This is a genomic window from Pseudomonas violetae, from assembly GCF_023072615.1.
Classification (GTDB): Bacteria; Pseudomonadota; Gammaproteobacteria; order Pseudomonadales; family Pseudomonadaceae; genus Aquipseudomonas; species Aquipseudomonas violetae.
Window position 1 is genome coordinate 1 of record NZ_JAKNRW010000032.1, and the last position, 13,828, is coordinate 13,828.

The following is a 13,828-nucleotide window of genomic DNA, read 5'->3' on the forward strand; positions in this document are numbered from 1 at the left end:
GAACCGGCGCCAGGCGGGCGAGGGTAATCGCCCGCACGTCGCGCTTGGTCAGTTGGCCGTCATGCTTGAAGGCGCTGTCGGGCAAACCGGCCAACCGCGACAGGCGCGGCGCGTCGGGTTCGGCAAGGCATTCGATGGCGACCAGGTTGAGATCGGCGATGAGCGGATCGGTCCAGTCATTGGCCACTGCGTCGATGCGACGTTCGGCGTCACCGCCCAGGTGCTCCAGCACGCTCAGGCGACTGGGGCCGAACCCGCGCTCACGTAACAATGCGGCAATGGCCCCAGGGCTCTGGCCGTCATTGCTGAGTACCAGCAGGCGAGTGCCACTGAACAGGTGCGCATTCAGCGCAGCGAGCGGGCGAGCCACGACCGACAGCGTGATGACCTCCTGCAACGGCCAGCCCATTCGAGCAACGGCCAGGGAACACGAGGAAGGGGCGGGCAGGATCAGCATTTCCTCGCTGGACAGCTGGCGGGCGAGACTGGCGCCGACGCCGAAGAACATCGGGTCGCCGCTGGCCAGCACGCACACCGACTCGCCGCGCAGTGCCAGGAGTGAATCCAGCGAGAATGGGCTCGGCCAGGCATGACGTTCGCCGATGATACACAAGGGCAATAAATCGAGCTGGCGTGGGCTGCCAAAGATCCGCGATGCAGACAGCAGCGCATGCCGGGCATTTTTCCCAAGACCCTTGAAGCCGTCTTCACCGATACCTACCACCGTCAGCCAAGGGGTCATGCCGTTCCTCTATTATCAAGCAAAGCTACACCATCACCGCACTCGAGCCTGAGTTGCCCGTGCGATCGAATATTATAGCGCGGTGTCGCTTGTAACCGGCTGTCGATATCTGCGCAGGAGATAAGCGTTTGGGAGTGCCGGTTTCTTCAGCTCCTGTATTTCTGCAGTTCAAATCGAATCATGGTTATTTCCCGGCGCTTCTTGTCCATCAATGCTCGAACACTGTCGAACTTGGCCTTGTCCAGTTTCAGATAAGCCCGCCGCTGAATGATCTTGGCCGATTGTCCGTACAGGTCCCGGTAGACGAAATGGCTGGTTTTCGATTCTGCTACCAACTCAAGATTAAACACCGCCATTTCAAGGATGCCCCTGGCGTCGTAGCGTGCCGGAATAACCTGGAATCGCTCGCCCATCAGGCTTTCCTCATCCAGGGACGTCTTCGCTGGTTCGTCACGCTTGAGCGCATCGAGGGTGTCAATCATGGCGTTGCCCTGGCGAGTGTCCGGCATGGCCTGGGTGCTGGCGACCAGGAAGTCGGCAACTGTCTTCTCGACCCAATGGCGTGTGCGAGTAAAGATGGCATCTTCGTACACGGACCAGCCCAGAAACTTCAAGGTCGATACATACTCATCCAGCCATTCTGCCGAATCGAGAAAGCGGCTGTAGCCCAGGTCGGCGGATCGCGTGGCGAGCTGGGTACTGTGAGTCAAGTCATCGTAATCTTGCAGGGAAAGTTCACCAATGCACGAAACCAGGTTGGGGCCAGTCAGCAAGCCCGATGGTTTTCCGTTAGTCATGAGTTACTCCTTGTATGCAACTGATACCCTGTCGGTTTGAACTTGAAAAAATACAAGAACGCCGGCGTGATAGATATTGAAGTGATGTGTGGAATTGATTCGCTGATTGAACAGTGCAGTCATGCCTTACTTAATGCGATTCTCCTGGTCATGAAATAACGGAGGCCCAAAAGCGCGCGCGTTTCGTCGTCAAAACGTACGGGCTTTTCATCCTGCCGGGCAAAGCAGGCATAATGCCGACCTTCCTCCCCTTGCCGGCTAACCCGTGAAATCACGACAGACCTCCAGCCCCTTGCGTCCTTCGGCTTGCCCGGGATTGCTGCGTGTCGTCCAGGCGCTGGACGGGGGGATTTGCCGGATCAAACTCGATGGCGGTTGCATCCGCGCCGATCAGGCCATCGTTGTTGCGCAGGCCGCGCAGCGGTATGCCGGAGGGGTCATAGAGGCAACCAACCGGGCCAACTTGCAGATCCGTGGCATTGGTGGGCAGGCAACAGCGCTGATCGATAGCTTGCTGGCCGCCGAATTGGGGCCTGCCACTGCCGCTGGCGACGACGTGCGCAATGTGATGCTCAGCCCTTGCGCCGGCATTGATCGACAAATGCTGTTCGACACGCGTCCACTGGCCCGGGAAATACTCGACAGCCTGCAAACCCGTGAGTGCTTTCATGACCTGTCGGCCAAGTTCGCCCTGCAACTGGACGGCGGCGAGGCGCTGGCAATGCTCGAGCACCCTCACGACCTGTGGCTGAGCGCGGCTGATCGAGAAGGAGAGCAGGTGCTGGTGTTCGGTTTTGCCGGCTGCCCCACAGACAGCCCGGCGGCAGCGGTACACCTGCGCGACGGACATGCGCTGGTGATCGCCGTACTGGAGCTGTTCCTGGAACTCGCACGGCCGGATCAAACCCGAATGCGCCATTTGCTCGCCGAACAGTCCCCAGAGTCGCTGCTGCGAACATTGGCCACCCGTGTGCCGCTACTCTACGTCGCTGGAGCGCAACGACCGGCGATGGCCGCGAAACTGCACGTGGGAACCTATGTACAGCGCCAGGATGGCCTTGTGTATGTCGGTGTTGTTCCGCCTCTGGGGAGGCTGGCCTCGTCGATGCTCAAGGGCGCCGCTCAACTGGCTGAACAGTTCGGCGACGCCAGCCTGCGCCTGACTCCCTGGCAAAGCGTGCTGTTGCCCAACATCCGCCAAGAGGATGCCCCCCTGGTCACCCGGCAATTACAGGCCCTGGGTTTTCTGGTCGACGCCAGCGAGCCGTTGACCGACCTGGTGGCCTGCACCGGATCTTCCGGTTGCAGCAAAGGGTTGGCGGATACCAAGGGCGATGCCCGGCTGCTGGGGGCGCTGCGTCCAAGCCCGCACACCCGGGAACAGGTGCACCTGACCGGTTGTCCGCGCACCTGCGCCTGCGCGCACGCTGCCCCCGTTACCTTGCTGGCGACCAGCATGGGTCACTACGATGTCTATTTTCGCGATGCAGCACTGCCGGGTTTCGGCGCGCTGCAAGCACGCAATCTCACTATTGAAGCGGCGGGTGCATTGCTTGATGCCCGCCCACGGAGCCCCCTTGATGCTTGATTACATCCGCGACGGTCAGGAGATCTATCGCAACTCCTTCGCGATTATCCGCGCCGAGGCCAACCTCGACCGGATCCCGGCTGACCTGGAAAAACTCGCGGTTCGAGTGATCCACGCCTGCGGTATGGTCGAGGCCATTGGTGGCCTGCAGTATTCCGAAGGCGCGGGTAAAGCGGGGCGTGATGCACTCATGGCCGGGGCGCCGATTCTGTGTGACGCACGAATGGTGTCCGAAGGCGTGACCCGCACGCGTTTGCCGGCCAACAACCAGGTGATCTGTACTCTGCGCGACGACAGCGTGCCGGACCTGGCGCGTGAGTTGGGCAACACCCGTTCAGCCGCCGCACTTGAATTGTGGCGCCCGCATCTGGAAGGCAGCGTGGTAGTTATCGGCAACGCCCCGACTGCCTTGTTCTACTTGCTGGAAATGCTCGATGCCGGTGCGCCGAAACCTGCGCTGATCCTGGGCTTTCCGGTAGGTTTCGTCGGCGCAGCTGAATCCAAGGCAGCGCTGGCCGCCGACAGCCGAGGCGTACCTTTCGTGATCATGCAAGGGCGACTGGGGGGTAGTGCAATGGCTGCTGCTGCCGTCAATGCCCTCGCTACGGAGATCGAATGATGCAGGCCCCTGGACGTTTGATCGGCCTGGGCGTCGGTCCTGGTGATCCGGAACTGATTACTGTCAAAGCCCTGCGCCTGTTGCGCGAGTCGCCTGTGGTCGCGTACTTCGTCGCCAAGGGTAAAAAGGGAAATGCGTTCGGTATCATTGAAGATCACCTTCAGGATGTACAAACATTGCTGCCGCTTGTGTATCCAGTGACGACCGAAGCATTGCCAGCACCGTTGTCCTATGAACAAGTGATCAGTGACTTCTACGACGCAGCCGCGCAAGAGCTGGCGGCGCATCTGGATGCCGGTCGAGATGTGGCGGTGATCTGTGAAGGCGATCCGTTCTTCTACGGTTCCTACATGTATCTGCACGATCGCCTGGCCGAGCGCTACGACGCCGAAGTCGTGCCCGGTGTCTGCTCGATGCTGGGTGGTGCGTCCGTGCTCGGTGCCCCACTTGTCTATCGAAACCAGAGCCTGTCGGTGTTATCCGGCGTCTTGCCCCATGAAGATCTCAAGCGCCGCCTGGCCGACGCCGACGCTGCGGTGATCATGAAGCTGGGGCGTAACTTTCCCAAGGTACGTGAAGTACTGGAGGAGCTGGGCCTGGCAGAACGGGCGCTATACGTCGAGCGTGCCACCATGGCCAACCAGAAAATAGTACCGCTGGATCAGGTCGAGCCGATGTCTTCGCCGTATTTCTCCTTGATCATCGTTCCGGGTGAAAGGTGGCAGGGCTGATGAGTCGACCCGTTCCTGCAATCGTCATTCTCGGTAATGGTAGCCTCGCGACCGCACGCCTTATTCAACGATGCCTGCCCGGGGCCCTGATCTACGGGTTGTCCGAAAGGGTCGAGGGCGCGGATGTCGTGTATCAGGAATTCGGTGCTACCCTGCGCGAAATCTACGCGGCGAACACGCCTATCATTGCGCTGTGCGCCGCCGGTATCGTGATCCGTACTCTGGCGCCATTGCTTCTGGAAAAAGGCGTGGAACCGCCGGTACTGGTCGTGGCCGAAGACGGCAGCGCGGTGGTGCCGTTGTTGGGTGGCCTGGGCGGTGTCAACGTATTGGCCCGCGAAATTGCTCAAGGCCTGGGTATTACGGCGGCCATTACTACCAGCGGCGAACTGCGCTTCGGCACCTGTTTGCTGAACCCTCCCAGCGGTTACGCCTTGGGCGATCTGGAACTGGGCAAACGATTTGTTTCCGATCTGCTCGGCGGTGAACCGGTTCGAATTGAAGGCCATGCGCCGTGGTTGGCACAAGCCCAGCTGGCGCAGGACCAACAGGCACGTCTGGCCATTCATGTCGCAAGTACCGAGCGCGAACCATCCGCCAATGAGCTGCTGATTTATCCCAAGAGCGTTCTGGTTCTGGTGACCGAAGAGGTCGAAGGCCTGGCCGATGCCATTCGCAAGCACCTGCATAGTGCGAAAATTGCAGTGCAATCGCTGGCCTGTTTGTTGGCCCATGAAAAGCAGATGGCCAGCCAGGCGCTACGGGATGCTGCCGTCGAACTCAATGTGCCATTGCGGTTTTCCGGTGCGGAGACGGTTTCCGATCAGTTGGGCGAACTGACCGCGCCACCGCTGGTGATCCGTAGCGATAGCGGGATTACTATTGCCGTTGCCGAACATCCTTTGGACCCTTCGCGCATAGGTCGTGCACGTGGACGCCTGGCCGTTATCGGGCTTGGCCCGGGCGCTGCCGATTTGATGGTGCCTGCAGTGAAGGTGGAATTGACCCGCGCCACCGATGTTCTCGGTTATGAAACCTATGTGCGAATGGCGGGACCGTTCCGTGCCGATCAGGTGCTGCACTGCACCGACAACCGTGAGGAAATGCAGCGAGCGCGTCATGCCTTCGAGCTGGCGGCGCAAGGTCGCTGCGTTGTGGTGGTGTCTTCCGGTGACCCTGGGGTATTTGCAATGGCAGCTGCGGTGCTTGAGGCACTGCATGAGTCCCGCGACCCCGCGTGGCACAACGTTGACCTGGAAATTCTTCCTGGCGTGTCGGCGTCATTGGCGACCGCTGCTCAGGCAGGTGCTCCGCTGGGGCATGACTTCTGTGTACTGTCGCTGTCGGACAACCTCAAACCATGGGACATCATCGAAAAACGCCTCGCCCTGGCTGCCGAAGCCGACCTGGCCATGGCGTTCTACAACCCGATTTCACGATCGCGTCCCTGGCAGTTGGGGCGTGCGCTGGAGATCGTCGCGCAGTACCGAATGGCTGATACGCCGGTCGTGCTGGGGCGAGATATCGGGCGTCCAGGTCAAACGTTGCGGGTGACGACCCTGGGGCAATTGACCGCAGATCAGGTTGATATGCGAACAATGGTATTGATTGGTTCTTCGACGACCCGCGTGTTTCCCCGAGCCCAAGGTTTGCCATGGGTATATACACCGCGTAGTTACGGTGAAAAGTTGCTCGATATCAAGTAACCGTGAGCTGTCCGAATCACCCGATTCGGACAGCTCTGCCACTTCAAACATAAATGGACATTCTTTGATGTTTGAAGGGGCACGGCAATATGAGTTAGGTTTTGAGGGTGCCAGGAGGCACCGTTAACTAACTAACAAGGAATGTCATATATGCAAAATGTAGACGGCACAATCAGTACCGAGGAGTCCAAGGACCTCATTTCGTGGCGTGTAGAAAGACGTCAGTCGTTATCGACTAATGTCAGTCCTGTCAGGTCGTTGGTTTCCCCGCTAATATCCAACCCCACCAGAGAACTGGATGCCCTGGTCTTAGGTAACGCGTTAATCGGCTACGGGGATAATGTGTCGCTCGAGAACATGACCATTATCGAGAACATCATCAAGTTTTCGAAGATGGAAGCTACCCTTGAAGTTCCGGGTGATAAAAAGCCCAAGGAATGGCATCAGGCCTTCCTTAAGTGCATGGAAGACCTGGGCTGCTATGTTCCGGACAGCGGAGTCGTGGAATATAATCGAGGCGCCGTGCAACTCACCATGTCCAACGTGTTAACAGGTATCGTCAAGGCAGGCATCGAAGCTGCCAAAGCGGCAATTCCAGGTGCAACAGTGCTGGGTGCTGTGGCGGATTCAACCCTGGATGCCCTGAAAAAAGAGCCGGACGTCGTCAAGTTGTTCCATTTCGAAGTCACCAAGGCCAAGGGCGTGAAACTTGCGATCTTGCCCTGCGAGCAACTGAAAAACGGCTTGATCATGATCATGCTGTCCTCCATATACAGTGAGTCCTTCAAGTCAGAGGGGGGAGTGATCTTCCTTGATGCAACGGTCGAGGATCAGGATGTTTTCCGCGCGGCCTCTTTCATCACATTCAACCCGCTTCGTTACGCGCAAAATAAAGCCAGCATCGAACGTGTGCTTGACCATCAGCAGGACGCTCAGTTGACCAAACGTTTTAATCGCACCAGGCAAAAGGCCTGACACGGGTCGAGTGGGCCTGGTGCCTGATACTCAGGACACCAGGTACCCTCTCACTCCGGTAAAGATGATTTGCGCTGCCAGCGCACACACGAACAACCCCATCAATCGGCTGACAATTTGCAGGCCCTGGTCGCCCAGGATTCTCTCGATGCGGTTGGACAGATAAAGCACTACGCCCACGGTGAAACTGGCCAGGGCGATGCTGACGATGGCAGTCAGCTTGTCGTCCCAATGGGGCTGGCTCACGCCCATGACCAGCAGGGCGCCGATGGTCCCGGGCCCGACGGTCAGGGGAATGGTGAGCGGGACGATGGTTACGTCCTGCTGCACATTGTCGGTTTGCACCACCGATTTGCCCTGCGCCATGCCCAGTGCCGAGATGAACAGCACGCTGCCGGCGCCGATGCGGAAGGCATCCACGGTGATCCCGAACACATTAAAAATCACCCGGCCAAACAGGTACAGCAACACACTCGAAACCAGCGTGGCGGTCGCTACTTTCCAGGCCAGGCGGCGTTGTTCTTTTCGCGAGTAACCGCGAGTCAGGCTGATGAAGCAGGACAGTACGAAGAACGGGCTGTAGAGCACCAGCATCTTCAGGTAAACACTGAACAACACATGGAGCATGGTGCGAGCTCACTGGAGAGAAAAGTCGAAGGGGAGTCTAACAGGCGCTGCAGCGTCTGTCGGCTCAGGTGGTTTGAGTCGCCGCGCGGTTCTGTTGATCTCGCTGGGCGACCCAGTGCTCGATCAGTTCGCGCAATTGGGAAAGCTCCACTGGTTTGGCCATGTGTCCATCCATGCCTGCCTGGCGGGCTCGCTCTTTGTGTTCGGCGAGGATGTGCGCCGTCAGGGCAACCACGGGGGTGCGCATGCGCTGATTTCCGACCTCCCAGGCGCGTAATTGCTGGGTGGCGGAAAAGCCGTCCAGAACAGGCATCTCGCAATCCATCAGCACCAGGTCATATCGCTGGGCCTTCATGGCCTGGAGCGCTTCTTCGCCATTGCTGGCGGTGTCGGGTTGCAAATTGAGTTTGCCCAGCATTCCGCGAATCACCTTGGTGGAAATGCTGTTGTCCTCGGCTACCAGAATACGGAAATCCCCCGGAACCTTTACCGGCAGGGTCGGGCCGGTTGGCAGTGGGTAGGGGGTAGCCAGGCCTTTGTTGCGCTGATTCAGCTCGTCGGCAAGGGTGGTCTTGAGCGTATAGCCGGCCACCGGCTTGGCGAGAATGCGCTTGATCCCGGAATTACGCGCGATGATTTTGCTGGGTGCGTTACTGATGCCTGTAAGCATGATCAGCAGAATGTCGTGGTTGAGGCTCGGGTCTTCCTTGATCTTAGCCGCCAGTTGCATACCGGTCATGCCAGGCATGTTCTGGTCAAGGAGCACTACGTCGAAATAGTCCCGCAGGTGCGCCTTGGTGCGCAACAGCGCAAGCGCTTCCTTGCCGGACGGCACCGCACTGACGTTCAGGCCCCAGGCGGTGCATTGTTGCACCAATACTTTACGGCACGTGTCGTTGTCGTCGACGACCAACACCCGCGCACCCTGAAGTGGACCATCGAGATCGGAGGTTGGATGTTCGAGGCGATCGGGGTCCAGCGGCAAAGTCAGCCACAAGGTGCTGCCCTGGCTATTACCGCTCTTGATGCCGAACTCTCCCTGCATCAGTCGAATCAGCTGACGTGCGATCACCAATCCCAGGTTGCCCCCGAGGCGGCTGGCCGACAGGAAATGCTTGCTGTGGAGTTCGGCATGCATCAGCGCGTCGCGCTCCTCGGCATTCATGGGCTCGCCGCTGTCCTGCACGGCAATGCGCAACCGCGGTTTGGTGCTGCGTTCATCCAGTGCAACGACGATCAGAATTTCACCTTCGTCGGTTTTCTTCAGGGCGTTTTCCAACAGGCTCAGCAGGGTCTGGCGCAGGCGCGTCGGATCACCGCTGATAACCCGCGGAACTTGCGGCTGGATAAAACTGATCAGCTCGACGTTCTGCTGCTCCGCCTTGGCGCGGAAGATACTCAGGCAATCTTCGATCAGCGCGTTCAGATCGAACTGCACATCGTCCAGTTCGATCTGCCCGGATTCGAGTTTGGAGATGTCGAGAATCTCGTTGATCAGTGTGAGCAGTTCGTTGCCGGCGCTGTGGATCGTCTGCACGTAGTCGCGTTGCTTGACTGAAAGAGGGGTGCCCAGCAGCAATTCAGTCATGCCCAGCACACCGTTCATGGGTGTGCGGATTTCGTGACTGATCTTGGCGAGGAATTCGGCTTTGGCATTGATCTCGGCATTGCTGGCGGCCAGGTCGCGGCTGATGCTGAAACGGCTTTCAGTGATGCTGCGCTGGCGCTCGCTCAGGGCAATGCTCATCAGTAGGCCGCTAACGCATATAAACGCCAGCAGAGTGGTAATAAGACCCTGGGGCTCCACCAGTGTCAGCCCCAGCAGTGCGGGGAGAATGATCAATGTGCCCAGGTTGAACACCACCATTGCAACCACGAAAAAGCGTGCTGGGCGATAACCTTTTTGCAGGTGCCAGGCCCCGGCGAACAGCATGCTGAGGCCAGCGAGGGCGACCAGACCGTAGGTAATGATGTTCAACGGCAGCGTGTTGACGAACAACAGCAACAGGCCGCAGGCGATGATGAACAGCATCTCGGCCAGCAGCAGTTTATTCATTGGGTGCGAACCCAGGGGAGCAAAAAAACGGTAGGCAAACATCAGTCCGCAGGGCGCGGTCAGTAGCAGGGCGAGATACGCACCGGGAGTCTGGATTGCGTGCCAGTCAGGCATCCATGCCCCGGCAAGGTTCAGCAGCAGTGCCAGGCTCAGCATCAGCAAGGCCTCGCACCCGGCCAGCCAGAGACTGCTGCGTGATCGCGTGTAGGCGTAACGGATAAGGTTGTGCAGGATCAGCATGCCGATGCAACCGAACAGCAGTCCGTATATCAGTGTCTGGGTCTGGTTGGCGGCGGTGCTGATCGCCGATTGCAGGGTGATGTGCGGCCGCATCTGGTGTTCGGAAGCCAGGCGCAGGTAGACATCCAGGGGTTTGTCACTTTGTGGCAGCGGCAACAGGATATCGCTGCTGGCCAATGGCCGTTCGTCTTGCGGCTGATCGGGCCCGGCATGGGTCTGATCGAGGAGCTTGTCGCCGTCCAGTACGTAGAGATTGATGTGTGCCAGATCCGGGGCGAATACCTTCAGCACCTGCTCGTGTTTGCCGGGAGCAAGCCTGAAGCGCAGCCAGAGCGCGCCATCGGGCTCGGCAGCAGTCAGGCGTTCAAGTTCGATGGGGCTGAATTGATTGATATAGCGTGTGGAACGGATATCGCTCAGTTGCAGGTTGCCCTGATCGTCGAGTAATACCGCCCAGCCACTGCCTTGCGCGGCCTGGACCGGGAGCATGCAGAGCAATGTCAGCAGAGTGACGGTGAGACTTACGGCAATCCTGAGCCAGCGCACGGCGAAATCCCTTCGTAGGTTGATGCCAGAATATAACTATGCGCGGCGCCGGAATAGTCCGGCAAGGGCTTGACGCCCTTGCCCGACCGAATGGATCGACTATTCCTGATTTTCGCCACGCTCGCGGGCAATGGCGCGGTAGCCGATGTCCTTGCGATAGAAACATCCTTCCCAGTCGACCTTGGCTGCGAGTTGGTAAGCCTGCTGTTGGGCGGCATCTACGCTGGCGCCCATGGCGGTCGCACAGAGTACCCGACCACCGGCGGTTACCACTTGTCCGTCCTTGAGCACGGTGCCAGCGTGGAAGACTTTGCCTTCCAGGGCGGCGGCGGCGTCCAGGCCATTAATGGCAACGCCTTTGGCGTAATCACCAGGATAACCACCCGCTGCCAGCACGATGCCGACGCTCGGACGTGGATCCCACTGTGCTTCGACCTTGTCCAGCGCTTGTGCCAGGGCGGCTTCGACCAGCAACACCAGGCTCGACTGTAAGCGCAGCATGACCGGTTGGGTCTCAGGGTCGCCGAAACGGCAGTTGAATTCGATAACTTTTGGGTTGCCCGCTTTGTCTATCATCAGTCCGGCGTACAGGAAGCCAGTGTAGACGTTGCCTTCATCGGCCATGCCGCGCACGGTCGGCCAGATCACCAGGTCCATGACGCGCTGGTGTACTTCGCTGGTCACTACCGGGGCGGGGGAGTAGGCACCCATGCCGCCGGTGTTCGGACCGGTATCGCCATCGCCGACGCGTTTGTGATCCTGGCTGGTGGCCATCGGCAATACGTTCTTTCCGTCGACCATGACGATGAAGCTGGCTTCTTCTCCATCCAGAAATTCTTCGATGACCACACGGGACCCGGCGTCACCGAAGGCATTGCCTGCGAGCATGTCGCGTACGGCTTCCTCGGCTTCGGCCAGTGTCATGGCGACGATCACACCTTTACCGGCAGCCAGGCCGTCGGCCTTGATGACGATCGGCGCACCTTTTTCACGCAGATAAGCCAGGGCAGGCTCGATCTCGGTGAAGTTCTGATAGTCGGCGGTAGGGATTTTGTGGCGCGCCAGGAAGTCTTTGGTGAACGCCTTGGAGCCTTCCAACTGGGCTGCGCCAGCGGTCGGACCGAAGCAATCGAGGCCGCGGGCGCGGAAGAGATCGACCACACCGGCAACCAGCGGTACTTCCGGGCCGACGATCGTCAGAGAGACATTCTTCTCGGCGAAGTCGGCAAGCTGCTCAAGGGCCAGCACATCGATCGCAACGTTTTCGCATTTGGCTTCAATGGCGGTGCCGGCGTTGCCAGGAGCAACAAAAACCTTCTGCACACGCGGATCCTGAGCCACTTTCCAGGCCAGGGCGTGTTCACGGCCACCGCTGCCAATGATCAAAACATTCATTTCAAAAACCTCGGATGAAGCTAATTCTGTTTTAGAACCTAAAGCGCTTCGCGCTGCAGGAGGTCGCAATGAAGCCGGTAGATGCAAGGCGGAGGCTACCTTGATAAGCGGAGTTGCCTTTTGGCAATGAGCATCATCAAGGTAGCCTCCAACGCAGCAGATGCCGGTTTCAGTGCGGCCGTTGTCTGGTTAGTGACGGAAGTGGCGCATGCCGGTGAACACCATGGCGATGCCGGCTTCATCAGCCGCTGCAATCACTTCTGCATCACGCATCGAACCGCCTGGCTGGATCACTGCCGTGACACCGGCCTTGGCTGCATTGTCCAGGCCGTCGCGGAACGGGAAGAAAGCGTCCGATGCCATCACCGAACCCTGCACCTGCAAACCGGCATGTTCGGCTTTGATTGCGGCGATGCGGGCCGAGTTCACACGGCTCATCTGGCCTGCGCCGACGCCGATGGTCTGGCGGTTCTTGGCGTAGACAATGGCGTTGGATTTAACGTATTTGGCGACTTTCCAGGCGAAGATCAGGTCGTTGATTTCCTGTTCGGTCGGAGCGCGCTTGGTCACGACTTTCAGGTCTTCGCTGCCGATCATGCCGATGTCACGGCTCTGCACCAGCAGCCCGCCATTGACGCGCTTGTAGTCCCACGCAGCAGCGCGATCTGTCGACCACTCGCCACAGGCCAGCAGGCGCACGTTGGCTTTGGCTGCGACGATGGCGCGAGCTTCTTCACTCACGGACGGCGCGATGATCACTTCGACGAACTGACGCTCGACAATGGCCTTAGCCGTTTCAGCATCCAGTTCGCGGTTGAAGGCAATGATGCCGCCGAACGCAGATTCTGTATCAGTTGCATAGGCCAGCTCGTAGGCCTGACGGATGCCACCTTCGGCGTCCGGGCTCACGGCCACGCCGCATGGGTTGGCGTGCTTGACGATCACGCAGGCTGGCTTGACGAAGCTCTTCACACATTCCAGCGCGGCGTCCGTGTCAGCCACGTTGTTGTAAGACAGTTCCTTACCTTGCAGTTGGGTCGCGGTGGCGATGCCAACTTCGGCAGGCTTGGCTTCCACGTAAAACGCCGCGCTCTGGTGCGGGTTCTCGCCGTAGCGCATTTCCTGAGCCTTGATGAACTGGCTGTTGAACGTGCGCGGGAACTCGCTGCGATCTTCAGTGCCGAGCGTATCGGCAGCCTGGTTCACGGTGCCCATATAGTTGGCGATCATACCGTCATAGGCTGCGGTGTGTTCAAAGGCCTTGAGCATCAGGTCGAAACGCTGGGCGTAGGTCAGGCCGCCGGCCTTGAGACCTTCGAGCACGCTGGCGTAGTCGCCTGCATTCACCACGATAGCTACGTCTTTGTGGTTTTTTGCTGCTGAACGGACCATGGTCGGGCCGCCGATGTCGATGTTTTCGATCGCGGTCGGCAGGTCGCAGCCTGGCTTGTTGATGGTGGCTTCGAACGGGTACAGGTTGACGGCCACCAGGTCGATCGGCTTGATGCCGTGCTCGCTCATGATAGCGTCATCGATGCCGCGACGGCCGAGGATTCCGCCGTGGATTTTCGGGTGCAGAGTTTTCACCCGACCGTCCATCATTTCCGCGAAACCGGTGTAATCCGCGACTTCCACTGCGGCAACGCCATTGTCGCGCAGCAGCTTGAACGTTCCGCCAGTGGAGAGGATCTCGACACCCAGGGCTTCAAGTTCCTTGGCGAATTCGAGGATCCCGGTCTTGTCGGAAACGCTGATCAAGGCGCGGCGGATCGGCAGGCGGGTAGTCTGGTCGGTCATTTCAATTTC

11 protein-coding genes are annotated in these 13,828 nt (G+C 59.1%); 5 read left to right on the top strand and 6 right to left on the bottom strand.

From position 1 onward, the window contains the following. Together cbiE and L9059_RS24665 are read right to left on the bottom strand one after the other, a co-directional pair. On the bottom strand, positions 1-742 hold a 742-nt coding region (cbiE, locus tag L9059_RS24660; RefSeq protein WP_247293444.1), incomplete at its 3' end, for a precorrin-6y C5,15-methyltransferase (decarboxylating) subunit CbiE. A gap of 146 nt (positions 743-888) precedes the next feature. Continuing rightward, a complete protein-coding gene (locus L9059_RS24665; RefSeq protein ID WP_247293445.1) occupies positions 889-1,539 on the bottom strand; it encodes a hypothetical protein in 651 nt (216 codons plus the stop codon). Between the two features lie 265 nt (positions 1,540-1,804). On the opposite strand from L9059_RS24665, the gene cobG reads away from it, so the two are divergent. From cobG to L9059_RS24690, 5 genes are all read left to right on the top strand, one after another. Beyond that, positions 1,805-3,127, top strand: a complete 1,323-nt coding sequence (cobG, locus tag L9059_RS24670; RefSeq protein WP_247293446.1) for a precorrin-3B synthase — start codon at positions 1,805-1,807, stop codon at positions 3,125-3,127. Next, positions 3,120-3,746: a precorrin-8X methylmutase gene (locus L9059_RS24675; protein WP_247293447.1), complete on the top strand. Its 627-nt coding sequence runs from the start codon at positions 3,120-3,122 to the stop codon at positions 3,744-3,746. Before cobG ends, L9059_RS24675 begins: the two co-directional genes overlap by 8 nt. Beyond that, on the top strand, positions 3,743-4,477 hold the full coding sequence (locus tag L9059_RS24680; protein ID WP_428480297.1) for a precorrin-2 C(20)-methyltransferase: 735 nt from the start codon (positions 3,743-3,745) through the stop codon (positions 4,475-4,477). The genes L9059_RS24675 and L9059_RS24680 overlap by 4 nt, the downstream gene beginning before the upstream one ends. Then, complete coding sequence (gene cobJ, locus L9059_RS24685; protein ID WP_247293448.1) at positions 4,477-6,183, top strand: precorrin-3B C(17)-methyltransferase; 1,707 nt, start codon at positions 4,477-4,479, stop codon at positions 6,181-6,183. The genes L9059_RS24680 and cobJ overlap by 1 nt, the downstream gene beginning before the upstream one ends. Positions 6,184-6,333: 150 nt before the next feature. Continuing rightward, positions 6,334-7,158 carry a hypothetical protein gene (locus L9059_RS24690; protein WP_247293449.1) on the top strand — a complete coding sequence of 275 codons (825 nt, stop codon included), beginning with the start codon at positions 6,334-6,336 and terminating at the stop codon, positions 7,156-7,158. A 30-nt stretch (positions 7,159-7,188) separates the two neighbouring features. Here the strand turns inward: L9059_RS24690 and L9059_RS24695 are convergent, their stop codons facing one another. The 4 genes from L9059_RS24695 to purH form a co-directional block, all read right to left on the bottom strand. Continuing rightward, positions 7,189-7,785: a MarC family protein gene (locus L9059_RS24695; RefSeq protein WP_247293450.1), complete on the bottom strand. Its 597-nt coding sequence runs from the start codon at positions 7,783-7,785 to the stop codon at positions 7,189-7,191. A 64-nt stretch (positions 7,786-7,849) separates the two neighbouring features. Continuing rightward, positions 7,850-10,627 carry a hybrid sensor histidine kinase/response regulator gene (locus tag L9059_RS24700; RefSeq protein ID WP_247293451.1) on the bottom strand — a complete coding sequence of 926 codons (2,778 nt, stop codon included), beginning with the start codon at positions 10,625-10,627 and terminating at the stop codon, positions 7,850-7,852. A 99-nt stretch (positions 10,628-10,726) separates the two neighbouring features. Continuing rightward, positions 10,727-12,022 carry a phosphoribosylamine--glycine ligase gene (gene purD, locus L9059_RS24705; RefSeq protein ID WP_247293452.1) on the bottom strand — a complete coding sequence of 432 codons (1,296 nt, stop codon included), beginning with the start codon at positions 12,020-12,022 and terminating at the stop codon, positions 10,727-10,729. 189 nt (positions 12,023-12,211) lie between these two features. Then, the gene (gene purH, locus L9059_RS24710) at positions 12,212-13,819 is read right to left on the bottom strand and encodes a bifunctional phosphoribosylaminoimidazolecarboxamide formyltransferase/IMP cyclohydrolase (protein WP_247293453.1); all 1,608 of its coding nucleotides are present in this window, start codon (positions 13,817-13,819) and stop codon (positions 12,212-12,214) included. Between the last annotated feature and the right edge of the window lie 9 nt (positions 13,820-13,828).

What these genes read in the sequence shown, in the direction of transcription:
- L9059_RS24680 (WP_428480297.1), top strand. Translation starts at nt 3,743, where the DNA reads ATGATGCAGGCCCCTGGACGTTTGATCGGCCTGGGCGTCGGTCCTGGT.
- L9059_RS24665 (WP_247293445.1), bottom strand. Translation starts at nt 1,539, where the DNA reads ATGACTAACGGAAAACCATCGGGCTTGCTGACTGGCCCCAACCTGGTT.
- L9059_RS24690 (WP_247293449.1), top strand. Translation starts at nt 6,334, where the DNA reads ATGCAAAATGTAGACGGCACAATCAGTACCGAGGAGTCCAAGGACCTC.
- L9059_RS24695 (WP_247293450.1), bottom strand. Translation starts at nt 7,785, where the DNA reads ATGCTCCATGTGTTGTTCAGTGTTTACCTGAAGATGCTGGTGCTCTAC.
- L9059_RS24675 (WP_247293447.1), top strand. Translation starts at nt 3,120, where the DNA reads ATGCTTGATTACATCCGCGACGGTCAGGAGATCTATCGCAACTCCTTC.
- cobJ (WP_247293448.1), top strand. Translation starts at nt 4,477, where the DNA reads ATGAGTCGACCCGTTCCTGCAATCGTCATTCTCGGTAATGGTAGCCTC.
- purH (WP_247293453.1), bottom strand. Translation starts at nt 13,819, where the DNA reads ATGACCGACCAGACTACCCGCCTGCCGATCCGCCGCGCCTTGATCAGC.
- purD (WP_247293452.1), bottom strand. Translation starts at nt 12,022, where the DNA reads ATGAATGTTTTGATCATTGGCAGCGGTGGCCGTGAACACGCCCTGGCC.